General features: G+C 69.6%; 14 protein-coding genes and 3 pseudogenes. 12 read left to right on the top strand and 5 right to left on the bottom strand.

The window, feature by feature from the left end; genetic code table 11:
* The 3 genes from B9S61_RS36765 to B9S61_RS36775 form a co-directional block, all read left to right on the top strand.
* Positions 1 to 624, top strand: a 624-nt coding sequence (locus B9S61_RS36765; protein WP_258040055.1) for a group II intron maturase-specific domain-containing protein, incomplete at its 5' end; no start/stop codon positions are given.
* Positions 625 to 810: 186 nt separating this feature from the next.
* Entirely contained in the window at positions 811 to 1,803 is a 993-nt protein-coding gene (locus B9S61_RS36770; protein WP_258040062.1) for an IS3 family transposase, read from the top strand.
* A gap of 1 nt (position 1,804) precedes the next feature.
* Positions 1,805 to 2,107, top strand: coding sequence for a hypothetical protein (locus tag B9S61_RS36775; RefSeq protein WP_258040059.1), 303 nt, complete (start codon positions 1,805 to 1,807; stop codon positions 2,105 to 2,107).
* A gap of 24 nt (positions 2,108 to 2,131) precedes the next feature.
* Here B9S61_RS36775 and B9S61_RS36780 read toward each other — a convergent pair whose 3' ends face one another.
* Together B9S61_RS36780 and B9S61_RS36785 are read right to left on the bottom strand one after the other, a co-directional pair.
* Entirely contained in the window at positions 2,132 to 2,332 is a 201-nt protein-coding gene (locus B9S61_RS36780) for a DUF397 domain-containing protein (RefSeq protein ID WP_103546053.1), read from the bottom strand.
* Positions 2,329 to 3,201 (bottom strand): helix-turn-helix transcriptional regulator, encoded by an 873-nt coding sequence (locus tag B9S61_RS36785; protein ID WP_103546054.1) that lies wholly within the window; start codon positions 3,199 to 3,201, stop codon positions 2,329 to 2,331. The genes B9S61_RS36780 and B9S61_RS36785 overlap by 4 nt, the downstream gene beginning before the upstream one ends.
* 162 nt (positions 3,202 to 3,363) lie before the next feature.
* Here B9S61_RS36785 and B9S61_RS36790 point away from each other — a divergent pair, with 162 nt between their 5' ends.
* From B9S61_RS36790 to B9S61_RS36800, 4 genes are all read left to right on the top strand, one after another.
* A complete protein-coding gene (locus B9S61_RS36790) occupies positions 3,364 to 3,843 on the top strand; it encodes an ATP-binding protein (RefSeq protein WP_103546055.1) in 480 nt (159 codons plus the stop codon).
* Positions 3,844 to 5,133: 1,290 nt separating this feature from the next.
* Positions 5,134 to 6,153 carry a hypothetical protein gene (locus tag B9S61_RS36795; protein WP_146065040.1) on the top strand — a complete coding sequence of 340 codons (1,020 nt, stop codon included), beginning with the start codon at positions 5,134 to 5,136 and terminating at the stop codon, positions 6,151 to 6,153.
* Entirely contained in the window at positions 6,087 to 6,590 is a 504-nt protein-coding gene (locus B9S61_RS40510) for a hypothetical protein (protein ID WP_146065041.1), read from the top strand. The genes B9S61_RS36795 and B9S61_RS40510 overlap by 67 nt, the downstream gene beginning before the upstream one ends.
* Before the next feature lie 44 nt (positions 6,591 to 6,634).
* On the top strand, positions 6,635 to 9,007 hold the full coding sequence (locus B9S61_RS36800; protein WP_258040060.1) for a Zn-binding domain-containing protein: 2,373 nt from the start codon (positions 6,635 to 6,637) through the stop codon (positions 9,005 to 9,007).
* Between the two features lie 61 nt (positions 9,008 to 9,068).
* Here B9S61_RS36800 and B9S61_RS36805 read toward each other — a convergent pair whose 3' ends face one another.
* Positions 9,069 to 12,059: a carbohydrate binding domain-containing protein gene (locus tag B9S61_RS36805; RefSeq protein WP_103546057.1), complete on the bottom strand. Its 2,991-nt coding sequence runs from the start codon at positions 12,057 to 12,059 to the stop codon at positions 9,069 to 9,071.
* Positions 12,060 to 12,459: 400 nt separating this feature from the next.
* On the opposite strand from B9S61_RS36805, the gene B9S61_RS36810 reads away from it, so the two are divergent.
* Both B9S61_RS36810 and B9S61_RS36815 read left to right on the top strand, forming a co-directional pair.
* Positions 12,460 to 14,175 (top strand): carbohydrate-binding module family 20 domain-containing protein, encoded by a 1,716-nt coding sequence (locus B9S61_RS36810; RefSeq protein WP_103546058.1) that lies wholly within the window; start codon positions 12,460 to 12,462, stop codon positions 14,173 to 14,175.
* 218 nt (positions 14,176 to 14,393) lie between these two features.
* Positions 14,394 to 15,767 carry an erythromycin esterase family protein gene (locus tag B9S61_RS36815; RefSeq protein WP_103546059.1) on the top strand — a complete coding sequence of 458 codons (1,374 nt, stop codon included), beginning with the start codon at positions 14,394 to 14,396 and terminating at the stop codon, positions 15,765 to 15,767.
* 144 nt (positions 15,768 to 15,911) lie between these two features.
* On the opposite strand, the pseudogene B9S61_RS43055 reads toward B9S61_RS36815, so the two are convergent.
* Positions 15,912 to 16,064: pseudogene (locus B9S61_RS43055) on the bottom strand (disulfide bond formation protein DsbA); the annotation flags it as partial.
* Between the two features lie 47 nt (positions 16,065 to 16,111).
* Positions 16,112 to 16,468, bottom strand: a pseudogene (locus B9S61_RS43060) (DsbA family protein); the annotation flags it as partial.
* A 569-nt stretch (positions 16,469 to 17,037) separates the two neighbouring features.
* Between B9S61_RS43060 and B9S61_RS36825 the strand changes: the two are divergent.
* The 3 genes and pseudogenes from B9S61_RS36825 to B9S61_RS41310 all read left to right on the top strand — a co-directional run.
* On the top strand, positions 17,038 to 17,655 hold the full coding sequence (locus B9S61_RS36825; protein ID WP_103546060.1) for a DoxX family membrane protein: 618 nt from the start codon (positions 17,038 to 17,040) through the stop codon (positions 17,653 to 17,655).
* Positions 17,656 to 18,259: 604 nt separating this feature from the next.
* Positions 18,260 to 19,676 (top strand): annotated as a pseudogene (locus B9S61_RS36830) (DEAD/DEAH box helicase).
* 161 nt (positions 19,677 to 19,837) lie between these two features.
* The coding region (locus B9S61_RS41310; protein ID WP_181007704.1) for a DUF5302 domain-containing protein at positions 19,838 to 20,015 on the top strand (178 nt) is incomplete at its 3' end.

The raw sequence follows: 20,015 nt of genomic DNA on the forward strand, positions 1-20,015 counted from the left end.
TTCCTGCATTACGCGTTCGACATGTGGATCACCCGGACTTTTCCTGGCGTCCAGTTCGAACGCTATGCAGATGACGCAGTGATTCACTGCTCATCCGAACGTCAGGCCCGGGAGGTCCTGACGCAGTTGGGGGCCAGGATGGAAGAAGTAGGGCTACAGCTGCACCCGGACAAGACGCAGATCGTGTACTGCGGAAAGGCGAGGCCGCACGGCGAAGTCGCCACGTCCTTCACTTTCCTTGGATTCACCTTCTGCAACCGCCCGGCGGTCGACCGGAAGGGCGAGGTATTCACGTCCTTCCTTCCGGCGGTCAGCAAGGACGCCCTGAAGAAGATGAGCATGGAAGTCCGCTCGTGGCGGATTCACATGCATGTCACCTACTCCTTCGGGGAGTTCGCGAAATGGCTGAACCCCATCATTCGCGGATGGATGCAGTACTACGGGACGTTCTATCAAACCGAACTGTATCCCCTCCTCCAGCGCATCAACTACTACCTGCTGCGCTGGGTTCGGAAGAAGCATAAACGGCTGAAGACCTACAAGAAGGCCACGAGGGGATGGGACCAGGTCGTAGCGGCCTACCCTGCATTCTTCGCGCACTGGAAATGGGTCAACGTCACCTGACGAAGAGGGCGATAGGAGCCCGGTGACGGGAGACTGTCACGCCGGGATCTGTGGGAGCCCGGGGGTGCGATTCCCCCGGGCCACCCGACCACACGCGCTCTTGGCACTGCACTCCGAGAGCGCGGACTGAACGACTCCGTCGTCGCCCCCGCGATCGGTGCCGCTTTCGGCCCGATCGCCGAACAGCTGGGCACCACCGCGGCCTGCCGGCTCACCGGACGCTCCCGCGCCACCCACTACCGCCGCCTCAACCCGCCACCCCGTCCAGAAGCCAAGCCGCGGCCGAGCCCACCCGCCGCGCTCACACCCCAAGAACGCGCTTCAGTAATGGAGTTGATGAACCGGCCCGAGTACGCCGACCTCGCCCCCGCCCAGATCTGGGCCCGTGAACTGGACGCCGGCCGCTACCACTGCTCCGAGCGGACCATGTACCGGATCTTGAAAGAGGCCGGGCAAAGCGGTGACCGCAGTCGGCAGGCCACCCACCCCGCCAAGACCGTCCCCGAACTCGTCGCCACCGCACCCTCCCAGGTCTTCTCCTGGGACATCACCCGCCTGCCCGGACCGGCCAAGGGCACCTGGTTCCACGGCTACGTCCTCATCGACATCTTCAGTCGCTACATCGTCGGCCACACCGTCGAAGCCGCCGAATCCGCCCAGCGCGCCGAAGAGCTGATCCGCGAGACGATCGAACGCAACGGCCTCGTCCCCGAAACCGTGCACGCCGACCGGGGCACCTCGATGACCTCCAAACAGGTCTCCCAGCTGCTGATCGACCTCGGCGTCACCAGATCGCACTCGAGACCGAAGACCTCCAACGACAACCCCTACAGCGAAGCACACTTCAAAACCACCAAGTACGCACCGGACTACCCGCAACGCTTCGACTCCCTCTCCCACGCCCGGGAGTGGATGGACGCGTTCATCGCCTACTACAACCACGAACACCGCCACTCCGGGATCGGCCTGCACACCCCCGCCTCCGTGCACTTCGGCACCGCCGACGCCGTCCGCGACCTCCGCGCCGCCGCCCTCACCGAAGCCTTTGAGCGCCACCCCGAACGCTTCGCCCGCCGCCCCCAACCACCCAAGATCCCCACCCAGGCGTGGATCAACGACCCCAGCAAACGAACCGAAACCCCACCACAAAACTCACAGCCGAGCAACCGTCTCATTTGACTTGACAGCTACCGACGAGGGTGCCCCGTTCCCTTGGAACGACGGACGCCGCGAGCTGCTGCGTGGGGAGCTGGACGCTGCGCTCTTCCACCTCTACGGACTCAGCCGCACCGACGTTGAGTACGTCTTGGAGACGTTTCCGGTGGTCAAGCGTGAGGATGAGGCCGCCCATGAAGGCGCCTACCGCACCAAGGACCTCATCCTGGACGTCTACGACCGCATGGCGCAGGCCCGCGCAACCGGCGGCGAGTACCGGACCGTGCTGGACCCGCCGCCGGGGGAGGGGCCGCGTCACGAGGCCTGAGTGTCGTGACCTCGGGCGGGCCGGTCAGGCCCGGTCCCGCCCGAAGTCCGCGACGAACCCGGCCCATGCGCTCCGCGCGAACGCGATCTGAGGTCCACCGCGTTCCTTGGAGTCCCGTACATGTATGGCGGTCGCATCGGCGGCGACCTCGACGCACGCGCCGCCCTCGCCGCTGCTGTAGCTGCTCTTGAACCAGTCCAGCCGTGCGGGCTGTTCGGTGTTCATCGGTCTCCCAGCATCTTCTTGATCAGGGCCAGTGACTCTTCTGGCGTGAGCGCCTGAGCCCTGATGCTGCCGTAGCGTGCGGCAAGGATACGTACCTCGTCCGGATCTGTGATCAGGCGGCTGATGTGCTGGACCTCCAGGTACGCCACCTGCGGCTTGCCCTTCGGGGTGAGCATGATGAAGGGCCCGCCCAGACTGGGATGTTCCTTTCGCTCCATCGGCAGCACCTGGAGCTCTACACTGCGTAGCCTGCCGAACCGCAATAGAGCTTCCAGTTGCGCACGATGAACGTCCCACCCACCGAGCGGGCGACGCAACACGGATTCCTCGATGGTGAAGGTCGTGAACGGCGGAGGCCAGCGGTTGAAGATTTGCTGGCGGTCCAGCCGTGCGGCCACGCGCTGTTCGACGGTTGCCTCATCCAGGAAGGGCTGACGCGTCCGGAAGACCACGTTCGCGTGAGCCTCCGTCTGTAGGAGTCCGGGAAGGACGAGTGAGCTGTAGTCGTGCAGCTCCACCGCCTCCTGCTCCAACCGCGCGTAGTCCTTGAACCACTCTGGATGCCGAACCCGCCTCCGCGTCTTCGCCCGCTCCACGTCCTCCGCCGCGGAAGCCAACAGACCCCCGCACTCAAGCAACCGGTCCACCGCCACCAACAACTCCGGCTGAGGCGTCCGCCGTGCCCGCTCGACCGACGAGATCGTCTCCTCCCCGTACCCGAGCCGGTCGCCCAACTCCTTCTGGCTCAGTCCGGCCCGCTCCCGCGCCACCTTGATCTGCCGACCGAGCGCCCGGAACAGGTCCGCGACCTCGTCCGTGCCGTCCGCCTCGCCACTCGTGGGAACCCCCGCACCCGGCTGTGCCGCCATGCCGTACCACCGCCCTGTTCCTTGTCCCGATAACGAACCGGCGCGGCTCCGGCCAGGTCACGCCAGTACGCCCGTACGTCACACCGTCTACGCCGGGACAGTCACGCTGCGTACCGCCCCGTGGTCTGCACACAGTAGGATCACTCCGTCACCCTCGGTGAGGTGAACCAGGAAACCGTCATCACAACCGGTGAACCGACCGTCGTCGCACGTCACTTCCGCACCCTGTTCCCCACCACGGCGCATGGCGCGCACACCGCCCGTCATGCCGCCGAACGCTGGCTCGCCGCACAGCGGGAGCGGCCCGAGGCCGCCGACGACGACAGCACGGCCACGGCCTCCCTCCTGATCGCGGAACTGACCGCGAACGCCGCCCGGCACGGCCGAGTACAGGGCAGGAACGCGCGCCTCGGGTTGACTCTCACCTCCGCCGTGCTCCGGATCGAGGTCACGGACGCGCGGGGCGACCGCCGGCCTGCGCCGGCCCTGGGCGCGGACACGGACAGGGAGTCCGGCCGGGGCCTGCTCCTCGTGACCTCCCTCGCGGACGCCTGGGGCTGCGAGCCGTATCCACCAGGAGGGAAGACGGTGTGGGCGGAGTGCGCCCGGAGTGCGCCCGCACCGGGGGGCGCGCAAACGTAACTGCACGCCAATGCAGGGGTGTTGAGAGTTGACGACGGTGGTGAACGGACTTCACGGTTGAAACCGACGTCGGCCGACCGGGAGGCCGGGCGTGGCGGCGACTTCGGTGCCGGCGCGGACGGAACGGGGTCCGGTCGCAGCGTTCGTACCGTCAGCGCGGCCAGGTCAAGTCGGCTGCCCGGGGCCAACTCCAGGGTGAAGCGAGGCCCAGGGGCCCTCTGCGCCGGGACGGCGGGGAGTCCGGAGGCGAGAGGAGCCCGGTCCGGCATGCGCCCGGGACCGGGGCCGTTCGGCCCGGAAGGGGCTTCACCGCCGGCCGGAACCCCGAACTGCGCTGCCACGGCGGGAGGGAGCGTCACCCCGTCCCGTACGACCCGGCTCAATGCCTCGGTCAGCGCGGTTTTGTTCACGCCGGCCAGCAGCTGCCGCAAGGCTGCGGGAGTGAGAACCCGCTTTGGGCCTGCCGCCGCCAGGAGCTCGGCGTGCAGTGCGGCCGGCGTCGTGGTATCGACGTTGGTCCTCATCGACGTGCCCCCCATGTGCTGAACAGTGGTGCAACAAGCCCTCTCGTATCGGACCACCCGCCACTGACAACGCGGGAGGTCCACAGCCGCACAGGGAGTCCGTGTGGCTTTCACGTGAAGGAATGGTAAAACGGTAAACATCAGCCGGTCCGGACTGCAAGGCAGTGCGGCCTGGGCGGGGAGGGAACAATGCTGGTGGATCCCGCGCAGTTGCTGGACGACTGCGAGCGGGCATGGCGTGAGGCGGGCGAGCCGTCGGCTGTCGACGGGGTGGACTCCGTCGCCCGACGGAGCACGCTCGTCCTCGAAGCGCTCGTGGCCTACGTGCTTCTCGCCGAGCGGTCCGGTCTGGCACGCGACGTCGTGTTCACCCGCTGGCCCGCGTGCACGGTCCAGGGGGTGGCGTTCGGTTCGCGGACTGATGCCCCCGGTCTCGCGCACATGCTGGTCGAGGCGCACACACGTGTCGTCGCGGCCCGGCCCGAGTTGGGCCGCCGTCGTACTGCCCCGAACTCGCCCACAACCGAAGCGGACTGGATCAGGGCCGCGCAGAAGGCGGCGGACTCCTTGGGCTGGACCTGGCGTCCGCCGGTCACCGGGAGCCTGTCGGACACCGCTCCGCCCGAGCCCTCTGTCCGGAACCTCGCGGCTCCGCCTCAGCTGCGTCTCGGTCCGGGCGCCGGAAGCATCCTGCTGACCCTGCCCGGGGGTACGGACACGGTCACCTGGCAGCTGGCAGCTGGCAGCTGGCGGCCAGTCGTTCACCGTGTCGTCGCCGCACTGGGTCCTGCCCGGCCCTGTGCGCCGGGTCGAGGCCACCGACCCGGCCGGTACCACCCACGCTTCGGCTGTCGTCGACCCGGACACCGTCCTGCTGGCCTTCGCCCTCGACGGTCGCATCCCTCTGGACGAGCCGCTGCCCGCAACCGAGGCCCACCTTCTGCACGTGGGCGCCCTGGACCCGGAGGGCACCCAGGCCGCAGTCGTCGAACTGCCCACCCCGTACGGCTGGAACGGCTGGACCCTGAGCAAGGTGTCCCTGGCCGGCGTGACCCGGCTCCGTACGTCGGGCGCCGAACGCGGCAGGTGGCTGGAGGTGGCCGTCGGGCGGTCGCTCGGCTGGGAAGGGGGTACGACGCTGCCCTGGCTCACCGGTGAGGACGCGACACCGGTGTGGGTTCGCCCGCCCGCGCTCCGGCTCCGGCGCCGACCGGGTGAGCCGGAGTCACCACACTGGCAGGTGGAGGTGCGCCGCCCCGGCGACGAGACGGTTCTGGCCTGCCTCACCGGAGCGCCCGGCGCGCTTCTCCGTCCCTGGGAACAGGTTCCCGGCCCTCTGCTCGGCCCGTACGAGATCCTCGTCCACCGCCCCGGCCGACAGCGGGGCCGACGACGACTCACCGCCTTCCTGGCGGAAGGCGTCGAGGCCACTCCCAGCGCCGAATGGCGCCTCCTCGCTCCCCAGGGTGGACTGGTACCGACACGGCTGGACTTCCGTACGGGTGGACCGGTCACCGTTTCGCGGAACACGGTCGCATTCGACTCGTACGAGATCACCAGGCAACTCGTACTGCGCGACGGTACGCGCGGGTTCCGGGTCCAGGCGCTCGTCCCGCACTCCGAGGTCCGCCTCGAACTCGACGGCGGTCTTCTTCCCTGGTCGATCAGGCCGCTCGACATCGACGCGGCGGACCTTGTCCGGGACAGTGCCCTGACCGTGTGCCTGCCCGAGCAGGCGGTGGCCGTGGCTCCCGAACTGGTGCTCGTCGTCGAAGGGGCGACCTGATCAACCTGCGGCCGGAACGCCGTACTCGGACTCGTAGGGGAGACCTGCGCTACTCCCTGGCCGATCTGGCGGACACCGTCCGCGACATCACCAGGGCCGAACTGCGTCTGCTGGTCGCGGGAGAGGACCTTCACGTCGGCACCGTCCGAACCCAGCCGATCGCGGAGGACGTCGTACCGGACGGCACCGGACTGCTGCTGCGTGGGCTGCGCCACCCCGGCGAGCTGACCGCCCGGCTCTACCAGGTCCTCGCCCCGTGGCGGCAGCCGCTGAGGGTGCCGGTCGACGGCAGCGGCCGTATCCCGCTGCCCGCCGCCTGGCGGTCGGCCGGCCCGCTTGTCATGAGCCTGCGCTCGAAGGCCTCGGACTGCTGCGGGCCGATCTGGACCGCGAGCCCTTCTGGCAGCCGCCCGCAGGACTCACCTCCCTCGGCCTGACCGACGACGAAGCCTGGTCGTCGGTACAGGAACTGCTGCGCACCGTGCGCAACCAGGGCGCACTCACCATGCCCGAGGACGTCGACGCCGGCGACGAGGCGTTCGCCCCGCGCCGTGGTCCCGTCTGGGTCCGCTCCAAGGGATCCGACGCCAAGCGCAAGGTGATCAGCTGGCTGCCCAGCGCCGCGGGAGTCTCCAACCGGCGCGTCGACTACCTGGAGCGGGTGCTCGACGCCCTCGGACACCAGGGGGACCGGCGCGGGGCCGCTCTGGACATCCTGGGCCGACTGTGGACCGACCTCACCACCGGGCACCTCGCCGACTGGCTGCCGGGGGAGAACCAGGCCGGAATCGGCGCGGTCCGCCGGCTCGACCACGCCTGGCTGCGCCTGCGGCCCGTCACCGAGGAGAGCGAGCCTCTCCACGCATGCGACCGCTGCCGCCGCGTGGTGGCCGTGTCCGTACGCGGGGTGTGCCCCACCCTGCGCTGCACCGGCCGCCTTGAGGAGTACAGACCGACCGCCGAGACGGACGGCCACCTCCGCCGCCTCTACCGCAGCTTCGACCCCGTCCCGCTGCGCGCCCAGGAACATACGGCTCAGTGGACCGGCGAGAAGGCTGCCGAGATCCAGGGCGAGTTCGTCCGCGGACAGGTCAACGCCCTCTCCTGCCCGACCACTTTCGAGCTCGGAGTCGACGTGGGCGAGCTACAGGCCGTCGTCCTGCGCAACATGCCGCCCTCCACGGCCAACTACGTTCAGCGGGCCGGCCGCGCCGGCCGCCGCGCGGACTCCGCGGCGCTCGTCCTCACCTATGCCCAGCGACGCCCTCACGACCTCGCACGGTTCGCGGAACCCCAGCGGATGATCGCCGGCGAGGTCCGGGCCCCGATCGTCCCCGTCGACAACGTCCGGATCGACCGCCGTCACGTCCACTCGATCGCCCTCGCCGCGTTCTTCCGGGCCATGAAGGAGGAACGGGGCCGCATCTGGCGCAAGGCGGGAGAGTTCTTCCTGCCCGACGACACCTCCGGCGAGACCGCCGCCCACATCGTGCGCGACTGGCTCACTCCGGTCCCGGAGAGCCTGGCGGCCTCCATCCGCCGAGTGCTTCCGGCGAGTGTCCAGGACGAGATCGACGTGGAGTCGGGATCCTGGGTCGGAGAACTGGACCGGCTGCTGCGGGCTGCGGGGGAGATCCTCGAACAGGACGTCACGGCTTATAGCGAGCGACGCGACCAGGCGGTGGCCGCCCGCAAGTACCGGCTGGCGGACATGTACGACAAGGTCATCCGCAACCTGACGCACCGTGACCTTCTCGGAGTCCTGGCCAACCGCAACGTCCTGCCCAAGTACGGCTTCCCTGTGGACACCGTCGAACTGCGCATCCCACGGGACAGCGGCGCCGTATCGGGACAGCTCGAACTCACCCGCGATCTCAGTGCCGCCGTCTACGAGTACGCGCCAGGAGCCGAGATCGTGGCGGGCGGCCGTTTGTGGGCATCCGCAGGTGTCTACCGCCTGCCCGACCGTGAACTGGTCAGCCGGTACTACACCGTGTGCGGCACCTGCGGCCGTTACGGTGAGGACGGTGAGCCGGTCGATCCCACCTGCGCCGCCTGCGGCACGCTGTCCACCTCCGCGCCGCGCCGCTACGTCGAGCCGGTCTACGGGTTCGTCGCCGCGCGCGGACCCCAGCGCAGCCCGGGACAGACACCACCGCGCCGCTCCTGGTACGGCGACGTGCATATGTCCACCGACACCGCGGACGTCCACGAAGGAAACACTGTCTTCGTCTCCGGACACACCACGGCCTGGTCGGCGGGTGCCCGGGGAGAGATGGTCGTCGTCTCGGAAGGGCCGGGCGGTGCCGGGTACGAGATCTGCGACTGGTGCGGCTGGGGTCGTCCGCACGCGCGAGCGGCGTCCCGGGGTGCGGCCCACCCTCATCTGCTGAAGGACGCGCAGTGCACCGGCCCGCTCCGGGTCGTCTCCCTCGCGCACCGGTACCAGACGGACTTTCTCCAGATCCACCTCGACCCGCTCACCGCCCTCAGCGCGACGCAGGAAACCCTTCGTTCAGGCCTGTACGCACTGCTGGAGGGCGCGGCCACGCACTTGGAGATCAGCCGGGACGACATCGACGGCACGGTCCACACAGGGACCGACGGTATGCCGTCGCTGCTTCTTTTCGACACCACGCCCGGGGGTGCGGGCAACTCCATCCGTATCGGGGAGAACCTTGCAACTGTTGCGGAGGAGGCATTCGTCAGGGTCGGCGCCTGTGAGTGCGGACGGGAAAGCAGCTGCTACGCCTGCCTGCGGACCTTCCGTAACGAACGATTCCATGAGTTGTTGAGCCGGCAGGAAGCGATAGCGCTTCTTGACGCCCTCACCGGCGGGGCGGCCGGGCAGTAACGGGACATGGCTCTGGTGGGCCGTGCAGCGGATGCTGCCGGACCCACCAGAGACTGTTTCCCTACTTGAGGTAAGGGCCGTCGGCCCCCACCTTGCCGGTGCCGTTCAGGACGTACACCCGTAGGTTGCCCTTGCCCGGTGCCCCGACGGAGAGGGTGCCGTCGGACACCGTCCGTACGTCTCCGGTGACCGCGTCCCGGTAGGTGCCGTCGGGTACGCCGGTGAAGGTCGCGCCGCCCGAGACGGTGACCAGGGCGAAGCTGTCCGTGCCGCCCGCGGTGTAGCGGCGTTTGAAGGCCATGTCGCCGGAGATGCCGGCCGTGGAGTACTGGCCCATCTGGAGGGCCGGGACGGCCCGGCGGATCTGGTTCAGGCGCTGTACGTGCTTGACCAGGGGCTGTTGCAGCGTCGTGGCGACGGCGCCGGTGGCGGAGTCGACCTGGGAGAAGTCGGAGGACGTCACCGTGCCTGCGACGTGGTCGCCGTAGTACGCCCGGCCGGTCGTGGCCAGCGGGCAACTCGGGCCGCAGTCGATCTTCTGACCCTTCTGGAACTCGATCTCCGAGCCGTAGTAGAGGGTGGGGATGCCGCGGAACGTCCACATCAGCGACATGTTCTCGGCCCAGGCGTCGGTGCCGCCCGTGTAGCGTTCGCTGCTCTTGTTGGGCCCGTAGTCGTGGCTGTCGACGTAGACGACATTGTAGGTGGCGTCGTGGTAGCTGTCGTCGGAGTCCTTGCCGTTGTGGAAGGCGTTGCTCGCGTCACCGAAGTTCATGTGCATCCGCATGTCGATGACGTTCATGCCGGAGAAGCGGCTCCGGCCGGGGACGTGGTAGGTGTTGCCGTCGAGGAAGGCGTTGGTGGAGGTGGGCTGGTTGCCGGTGCCCTGCTGCTGTTCGTAGTCGTACATCTCCAGGGCCGCCTTCTCGTCGTCGGCGCTGTACTCCTTGCGTTCCTTCCACGTGTAGAACTGCGCGGAGTGGTTGACCGAGCCCCGGTTCCACTTGTCGTTGACGAAGGCGGCGACCTCGCCGAAGACGAAGAAGTTCCTCGCGGCCTCGGCGCCGTGCTGCTGGGTGACGCGCTCCTGGATCGCGGGCAGGAAACGGCGGTTCCAGGTGGTGCGCGGGATGTGCACGGCCGTGTCGACCCGGAAGCCGTCGACGCCCATGTCGATGTACTTGTTGTAGGCGCCGATCAGATAGTTCTGCACCTGCGCGTTCTCGGTGTTGAAGTCGGCGAGGTCCTCGTGCAGCCAGCAGGAACGGGAGTCCTCGCCCTCCCAGTTGCCGATCCAGCAGTTGTGGTACAGCGTCTTGGGGAACATGCCGGACGTCGGGCCGGGCCACTGGCAGTTGTGGATCGTGTAGCCCTCGGGGCTCCTGCCGCCGGTGGGCGTGCCCCAGTTGACGCAGGTGTTGCCGGCCGGCTCGGCCGTGGACCACAGGTCGCCGTTGTAGTACGACTTGCCGCTCTTGGGGTCGACGGTCAGGCCGTCGTACTCGAAGCCGGGCTGCTTCTCGTCGTAGTACCAGCTCCACTGGGAGTCGCGCACGCCGTAGACGGTCGGGGTGAACAGGCCCTTGGCGCCCCAGCGGGAGGAGTGGTTGTAGACGACGTCCTGGTAGATCTTCATGCCCTTGGCATGGGCCGCGTTGATGAGGTCCTGGTAGGAGGCGCCGGCGGACTCCAGGCGCGGGTCGACCTTGTAGAAGTCGTAGCCGTGGTAGCCATGGTGGTCGTAGTCCGAGCGGTTGAGGACCACCGGGGTGATCCACACGGCCGAGAAGCCGAGGCCCTTGATGTAGTCGAGCTTGTCGACCAGACCCTTGAAGTCACCCCGGAACATCGGGTCGTCGTGGGCCGCGTTGCCGGACTTCTCGTGCTGGCTGCCGCCCCGGTTGTTGGAGCTGTCGCCGTCGTTGAAGCGGGCGGTGAGGACGAAGTAGATCGGGTCCTTGCGCGGGTCGGTGCCCAGCGGCTTGCCCGCGGCGGGGGCCGGCGGCTTCGTGCCGGTGGTCGCCGTCGCGGCGGCCGAGGCCGCGGAGACGTTACCGGCCGCGTCCACGGCCCGGACGGTGTAGGTGTAGGTGGTCCGCTCCTCCAGGTTCGCCTCGGAGAAGACCGTCGAGCCGACATCGGTCACGACGTCACCCCCGGTTCCGCCGGTGCGGGTGACCTGGTACCGGGTGACGCCCGTGTCGTCGGTGGACGGTTCCCAGGTCAGCACGACGGACACCCCGTCCGCCTGGGCGGTGACCCCGGCCGGAACGGTCGGTGCCCGGGTGTCCGGCACCTCGTCGGCGCACGGGTCGTCGGCGTCCTCGGTCACCGTGTTGTCGGAGACCGTGGTGATGCCGGCGGGCAGGGAGTAGTCGGCGCCCTTGTTGTTGTCCCACACGCCGTTGCCGTTGTTGAACGCGGCCTTCATCGAGTCGGCCGTGCCGAGGTCGGTGTCCGCCTTCCACCAGCCCGCGCACGCGGCCCGCATGCCCACTCCCGGCACCGTCGTCCAGGAGCCGCCCGCCGGCTGGTAGTGGATGTTGGCGGTGGTCCAGCCGAGGGTCCGGGTCGAGTAGTAGACGGTGGCCCGGTTGCCGTCTCCGGGCGTGGGATCCGGTTCTTCGCCGGCGCAGGGATCGGAGTGGGCGATCACGCCGTCCTTGACCGTGATGTTCCCCGTGCCGAGGGAGTAGTCCTGGCCGGAGTTGTTGTCCCAGGTGCCCGAGCCGTTGTTGAAGGCGGCTCGCAGACCTTCCGCGGTACCCAGGGCGACCGTCTTCTTCACCCAGTCGGTACAGGCGGTCTCCATCGCCACGCCGGGGACCGCGGTCCAGGAGCCGCCGTCGGGGGCGTAGTGCAGGTTGTACCGTTCCCAGTTCTTCGTCTTCGTGTAGTAGAAGACGGTCGCCGTGTTGTCGGCCGTGGCGGCGGCGGGAGTCGTCCTCGGGGACGGGACGGCCGAGGGGACGGTCACCAGCCCCAGGACGGCGCCGACGGTCACGGCTACGGCCGACGACCTTCCGGGCAGCCGTGAGCGGATACGTCTCATACGTGTCTCCAGAAGGCGGGGGCGTGGGCGTGGGGGTGAGGCAGTCCGGACGGTGAAAGTCCGAACGGAAAATTACAGAAAGCACTTACGGCAGCCGCAAGTTACCGGTGCGCAACCTCACCGTAAAGGGGTCTCGCTTCAACTTTCTCCCGGTCGACCGCCGAAGGTGCGTCGGCGGCAGCCGGGCTGACGTTCAGTCATGAGTGCCAAGTGGATGGGACGTCAGAGGGGTTGACGGTTGTTGAATGCTGCCCTTACGGTCGCGACCGCAACACCTTGCAGTCATCTTTCTGTAACACCTTGCAGGAATGGCCGACTTCATGGTCACCCGTCGGCCGACCCCGGGGGCACCCGCACCCGCACCCGCACCCTCCACCCGCACCCTCACACGGGAGACTCCATGCACCGGAGTACCAGCAGAGCCCGCAGGACCACCGCCGCGGCGCTCGCCCTCACCGCCGGCGTGGCCGGCAGTCTGATCGCCGCCTCGGCGCCTGCGCAGGCGGCTCCGCCCGGCGAGAAGGACGTCACCGCGGTGATGTTCGAGTGGAAGTTCGACTCGGTGGCCGAGGCGTGCACCGACGCCCTCGGCCCGGCCGGCTACGGCTTCGTCCAGGTCTCCCCGCCCCAGGAACACATCCAGGGCGGTCAGTGGTGGACCTCCTACCAGCCGGTGAGTTACCGGATCGCGGGCCGCCTCGGTGACCGCGGGCAGTTCAAGAGCATGATCGACACGTGCCACGCGGCGGGTGTGAAGGTCATCGCCGACTCGGTCATCAACCACATGTCGGCGGGCAACGGCACCGGGACCGGCGGCTCGTCGTACACCAAGTACAACTACCCCGGCATCTACGCGCCGGGCGACTTCGACAACTGCACCGCGCAGATCAACAACTACGGCGACCGCTTCAACGTCCAGGAGTGCGAGCTGGTCGGGCTGGCGGACCTGGACACCGGCGAGGACTACGTACGGGGGAGGATCGCCGGCTATCTGAACGACCTGCTGTCGCTCGGCGTCGACGGCTTCCGCATCGACGCCGCCAAGCACATGGCCGCCGGGGACCTGGCCAACATAAAGTCCCGGCTCAGCAACCCGAACGTGTACTGGAAGCACGAGGCCATCCACGGCGCCGGCGAGGCCGTCTCCCCGGCCGAGTACCTCGGCAGCGGCGACGTCCAGGAGTTCCGCTACGCACGTGACCTCAAGCGGATCTTCACCGGCGAGAACCTCGCGTACCTGAAGACCTTCGGCGAGAGCTGGGGCTACATGCCCTCGGACAAGTCCAACGTCTTCGTCGCCAACCACGACACCGAACGCGGCGGTGACACCCTCAGCTACAAGGACGGCGCCACCTACACCCTGGCCCACGTCTTCATGCTGGCCTGGCCCTACGGAAACCCCGACGTCCACTCCGGCTACGAGTACACCGACCGGGACGCCGGCCCGCCCAACGGCGGCCAGGTGAACGCCTGTTACAGCGACGGCTGGAAGTGCCAGCACGACTGGCGGGAGATCTCCTCCATGGTCGGCTTCCGCAACACCGCCCGCGGCCAGTCCGTGACCAACTGGTGGGACAACGGCGGTGACCGGATCGCCTTCGGACGCGGCTCCAAGGCGTACGTCGCCCTCAACCACGAGGGCTCCTCACTGACCCGTACGTTCCAGACCTCGCTGCCCACCGGCGACTACTGCGACGTCCAGTCCGGCAAGGGAGTCACCGTCGACGGATCCGGCCGGTTCACCGCCACCCTCGGCGCCGGCACGGCCCTGGCCCTGCACGTGGGCGCCCGGAACTGCGACGGAGGCACCGACCCCGACCCGGTGACCTCCGGCGTGTCCTTCTCCGTCAACGCCACCACCACCTGGGGCCAGAACATCTATGTGACCGGCAACCGTCCGGAACTCGGCAACTGGAACCCGGGCAGCGCCCTCAAGCTCGACCCGGCCGCCTACCCGGTGTGGAAACTGGACGTGGAACTCCCCGAAGGCACGTCCTTCGAGTACAAGTACCTCCGCAAGGACGGGTCGGGGAACGTGACCTGGGAGAGCGGCGCCAACCGCACCGCGACCGTCACCTCCACGAAGATCACCCTGAACGACACCTGGCGCGACTGACGCCCCCGGCGTCCCGCCGTCTGCCCCCTCGCCCCACCCGACCGGCCCCGCGTTTCGCGCGCGGGGCCGGCTGGGTCCGACACGGCCGGCTCCGCGCCGCCGCTTGGAGACCGAGCAACGCAGGCCCGCCGTAACTGAGTTCGGTAGCGCCAGCGGTACCCGCGGAGGGGCAGCCCGCGGGCTGGCCCAGGCATCCGTGTGCACGGAAACCTGGGGACATGACACGACGCAAGGCAGCAGTGATCTTCTCGGCCCTCCTGCTCTCCCTCTCCCTGGGGGCCGTAGCGGCTGCGCCCCCGGTCACCAGGGACACGGCGAAGCACCCCGCCGGCCGGACCGTTATGAAGGTGGTCGACGCGATCGAGCGCAGCGCCCACACGCTGAGAAGCACCGAGCCCGGAGGCAGCCTGCGGGACCTGAGCGCGCTGGGCCGCATGGTGGGGGACACCGAGGTGGTGGGCCTGGGCGAGGCCACCCACGGCTCCCGGGACTTCTTCCGCATGAAGCACCGGGTCCTGCGCTACCTGGTCGAGGAGAAGGGCTTCCGGGCCTTCTCCCTGGAACTGCCCTGGAGCAGCGGTGTCCGCGTCAACGAGTACGTGCTGTACGGCAGGGGCGACCTCCACCGCATCGCCCGCGAGGAGTTCCAGGGCTCCTACCGCATCTGGAACAACGCGGACTACCTGAGCCTCATCGAGTGGATGCGCGCTCACAACCGTCATCACCCCACCGACCCGGTCCAGTTCGTGGGCAATGACATGGGCTACGCCGGACCGGAGCTGTACCGGCGGGTGACAGACCACGTGGCCCACGCCCACCCGCACCTGCGGGCGCGCGTCACCGCCCTCTACGACGGCCTTGCCCCGGCCACCGATGCCGCGACCTATCTGGAGCGCTACCTCGAACTGCCCCTGACGGAACGCGAGAAGCGCGCCGAACGCACCCGGGAGGTGCTCGCACTGCTCCGGAAGCAGCCCTCCGCCCCCGGCACGAGCGGGCAGGAGCACGTCCGGGTGGTCCAGCACGCCAGGGCCATCCACCAGATGGCCAAGGGCTATTCCTACGACATCACCGACGAGGCCCAGGTCACGGAGATGATGAGGTATCGCGACCGGGTGATGGCCGAGAACGTGGCCTGGTGGCACAGCCACACCGGGGACCGGATCCTGCTGTCCGCCCACAACACCCACGTCTCCTGCGACGCCTTCGACCCGCGCTACCCGAAGACGCAGGGTGCCGTCCTGCGCGACTCGCTGGGCGGGGAGTACGTCAGCATCGGCTTCAGCTTCCACAGCGGCGCCTTCAAGGCCTTCGGCACGGACGACAACGTCATCCGCACCCACCGCGTGGACGCCGCGCGGCCGGGCTCCAACGAACACACCCTGGACCGGGCCCGCCAACGCGACTTGTTCCTGGACATGCGCACCGCACCCCGCCTCGTGCGCACCTGGCTGGCCGAGCCGCGCCCCACCTGGAACATAGGCGCCGGCTGGCCCGACCCCACGGAGTACCGGGTCGCCCTCGGTGAGGCCCACGACGTCCTCATCCATCTGAACGAGGTCGAGGCCACCACGTATCTGGGCAGCTCCTGATCCCTGACCGGACCCGCCCCAGGTACCGCGCCCCGTGACCCACGACGCACGTGGTTCAGGACGGTGCTCCGGCGAGGACGCCTCGAGCTCACGGGCGAGCGTCTGCGCGTCGTACGGCCCGGTGTGCCGCCGGTCGCCGACGAAGAAGGTCGGTGTGCCGCGGGCGCCGCCGGCCTCGGCCCCGGCCGCGTCGGCCCGTACCCGCTCGGCGGTGTTCTCGTCGTCGATGTCGTCCAGGAAGCGCACCATGTCGAGCCCGATCTCGATCGCGTACGCGGCGATGTCCTCGAACTCCATCCGTCCTGGTGCTCGTACATCAGGTCGTGCATCGGCCAGAAGCGTCCCTGCGCGCCCGCGGCGACGGCGGCCCGGGCGGCGAGCACGGCGTGCGGGTGGACGTCGGGGAGCGGCAGGTGCCGGAAGACGTAACGGAGCCGGTCACCGAAGCGCTCCCGCGGTTCCCTGGTGACGCCGGTGGCGCGGGCGCAGTAAGGGCATTCGAAGTCGCCGTACTCCACCAGGGTGAGGGGCGCGTCGGCGGGGCCGGCGATGTGGTCGGTGGCGGGGTCGACCGGGCGGTCGAGGCTGCGGGGCAGATCGGCGTCCGTCTCGCCGCGCAGGACGGCCACGAGGTGGAACGCGAGCCACCCCAGGGCGGTGGCGAGCACGGCGGCCAGTGGCCGGCGCTGTCTGCGGTGCATGGGGCGTCCCTTCCGGTGGTCTCCGTCCTCCGATCGTGGCGCCCGACGCGGGTCTCAGCGCCCTGGGGCATCGGTGCGTTGCCTGTCCAGGTAACGGGGTGGCCGGTGGACGGGACCCGCCCGGCCGGTCCGCGGGCCCACCGGGAGACGGCCCCCGCACGCCCGTTCGGCGGTGATCCTCGTCGTCGCCCGTAGGGGGAGAGCATGGGCGTCCCCGGTCCCAACGTCTCCTTCGGCCGGATCTCCCCGCAGGGGTACGAGGCCGAGGCCCGTCGGAACGGGGAAGGACCGCAACTGCCTTTGCGTGCACGTCCGTTGACCAGCACATCCGCGCCGCGAAGACGACGGCGTGCAGTGAGAGGTCCACACCGCGGACCACGCGGTGTTCCGTCAGGCCGCATGGTGGCGTCCGGAGTCTTGTCCGAACGGCCTTGCGGGCAGAGGACGTTCGGACCGCCGGAGGGGCCTGCCGGCCCCTCCGGCGGAGGCCGGGAAAGCGGGAGATTGAAAGTGCGACGAGAAGAGAGAAGACCTCAGGCGCAGCTCCCCCCCCGAAGGGAATGAGCATCATGGCAGTCCACGATCACTCGCACCGGCACACGGGAATCCGCCTGCCGTCCCGGCGCAGGTCCGCGACGGCAACGACGGAGGCGGACACGGCGGTCACCACAGCGACGGGCGCGTACACACTGGCCGGGCTTCGCCTGCTCACCGGCTTCGTCTTCCTCTGGGCGTTCCTCGACAAGGCCTTCGGCCTCGGCTACGCCACCCCGTCCGGCAACGGCTGGATCGACGGCGGATCGCCCACCAAGGGCTTCCTCGGCGGGGTGGCGGTCGGACCGATGGAGTCCACGTTCCACGGCTGGGCCGGGGCCGCGTGGGCGAACTGGCTGTTCATGCTCGGCCTGCTCGGCATCGGCATCGCCCTCATGGCGGGCGTCGCACTGCGGCTCGCCGCCGTCGCGGGAACCGTGATGATGGCGCTGATGTGGATCGCGGAGTGGCCGCCGGCCAAGCACCTCTCGGACGGATCGGCGAGCATGTCGACCAACCCGTTCGCCGACTACCACCTCGTCTACGCGGTCGTCCTGATCGCCCTGGCGGCCGCGGGCGCCGGTGCCACCTGGGGGCTGGGCCGGGCGTGGGCGCGACTGCCCTTCGTCGACCGCAACCGCTGGCTGCTCTGATCTCCCCCTCCCGGCCCCCGGGGACCGCCGTCACCACGCGGCGGTCCCCGGGGGCGTTGGCACGCCTTCCGCCGTACGCCCTGCCGACCCCGGCAAGAACCGGACGTTCACGGCCCCGGCGCCGATCACGTCGTCCTTGTCCCGGCGGTGGGGCGCACGCCCCGGCCGTCGGCGACGACGCGGGCGGGGGCGGGGTCGTGGCCGGACTCCTCGTCCTGGCCGGTGGGTTCGGCGGCCGTGCGGCACGCGTGCGGGGTGGCCGGCCCCGGGAGTGCCGCCCGGTGGTGCTCGGCAGTCCGGCCACGAGGAACCGTGCGTAGGGCGCCCGCTCGTGGCGCACGCCGGCCACGTGGGGGCGGTGGAGCCGGCAGGAGGGCGGCGTCGCCGGATCCCTCGGCGTCCGCCCGCGGGATGGACAGGATGCGGGCCGGCCACACGACCTTCTCGTGTCCCTGCTCCCTGTGTCCTTGTTGTTCCTGTGCTAATGTCCTGCGTTTGCGTGGTCGTCGCGGTGGGCGATTCCGACTGTCCGGCTACCCTGGGCGCGGGGGCTGTTCCCTCCTGCCGGGCCTTCCTCGGTACGTTCCTCTGCGGAAGGCTGTTCATGAAGCATCCCCACGACTCCGGCACCGCCCACGACGGTGCCGCCCGGCCCGGGGCCACGCCCCCGGCGCCGACCCCGGCCGCCTCCTTCTCCGGTCTGAACCTGCCGGGCGAGGTACTGCGGACACTGAGCGCACTCGGGGTGCGTGAACCCTTCCCGATCCAGGCCGCCACACTGCCCGACGCCCTCCAGGGGCGCGACGTCCTGGGGCGCGGACGCACCGGATCGGGCAAGACGCTCGCCTTCGGCCTGCCGCTGCTGACACGTACGGCCGGGCGGCGCGCGGAACCGAAGCAGCCCCACGCTCTGATCCTCGTGCCGACCCGGGAGCTGGCCCAACAGGTCACCCAGGCGCTGGCGCCGTACGCCGAGGCGCTGCGACTGCGGATGGCCACGGTCGTCGGCGGCATGTCGATCGGCCGCCAGGCCGCCGCGCTGCGCGAGGGAGCCGAGGTGGTCGTCGCCACCCCCGGACGCCTGCACGACCTGATCCAGCGCAACGCCTGCCGCCTGGGACGGGTACGGATCACCGTGCTGGACGAAGCCGACCAGATGTGCGACCTGGGGTTCCTGCCGCAGGTCGCCGAAGCGCTCGACCAGGTGCGCCCCGACGGCCAGCGGATGCTCTTCTCCGCCACGCTCGACCGCGACGTCGACCAGCTGGTCAGCCGCTACCTCCACGACCCCGTCGTCCACTCGGTCGACCCGTCCGCGGGCACGGTCACGACGATGCGGCACCACGTTCTGGTCGTCCACGACCCCGACCGCTACGCCGTCACCACGGAGATCGCCGCCCGCGACGGCCGGGTCCTGCTCTTCCTCGACACCAAGCACGCCGTCGACCAGCTCACCCGGCATCTGCGGGCCAGCGGGGTGCACGCGGGCGCCCTGCACAGCGGCAAGTCCCAGCCGCAGCGCACACGCACCCTGGCGCAGTTCAAGGAGGGCCGGCTCACCGTCCTGGTGGCGACCAACGTCGCGGCCCGCGGCCTGCACGTCGACGACCTCGATCTGGTGGTCAACGTCGATCCGCCCACCGACCCCAAGGACTATGTGCACCGGGCGGGCCGCACCGCCCGCGCCGGTGGGTCCGGCAGCGTGGTCACGCTCGTGTCGGCGGGCGGGCGCCGCGAGACGAGCCGCATGATGGCCGAGGCCGGCATCGAGCCGACCGTCACCAAGGTGCGCTCGGGCGAGGCGGAGCTGAGCCGGATCACCGGCGCCAGGGCACCCTCCGGTGTCCCGCTCGACGGCGGACCCGCCGTTCCCCGGCCCAAGAACACCAACGTCCCCTTCCGCGGCCTCGGCACCAGCAAGGACACCTCCCGCGGCGCCGGCGGGAAGTCCCGCAAGGCCGGCGAGGCCCGCAAGCTCGCCGAGGCCCGCAGGGCCGCCCCTCGTGCGCCGCAACGGCTGAGAACGGTCGCCCTGGTGGCGAACCCCCTGGCCACGGGTTCGACCACTCTCGGCCACGAGTGACATACCGGCCGAAACCTGAGCAGATCATGTTGTCGGCGCCCAGCACCACGCCCGGCATGACAAGCTGTGCCTGCCCACCCCCGAACCCAGGAGGTCACCATGACCGCAGAGCCCGTATCCACGGAAGGTTCGGAGCCGGCTTCCGCCGAGACGTCCCCTCTGACGCCGGACGAGGACGGCAACTACGACCTCAAGCGGAAGTTCCGCGAAGCCCTGGCACGCAAGCAGGGTGCGCAGGCGGCCGCCGCCGACGCCGCCGCCAACCCGAACGCGTCGA

It is taken from the genome of Streptomyces sp. SM1, assembly GCF_002910825.1.
Taxonomy (GTDB): Bacteria; Actinomycetota; Actinomycetes; order Streptomycetales; family Streptomycetaceae; genus Streptomyces; species Streptomyces okerensis.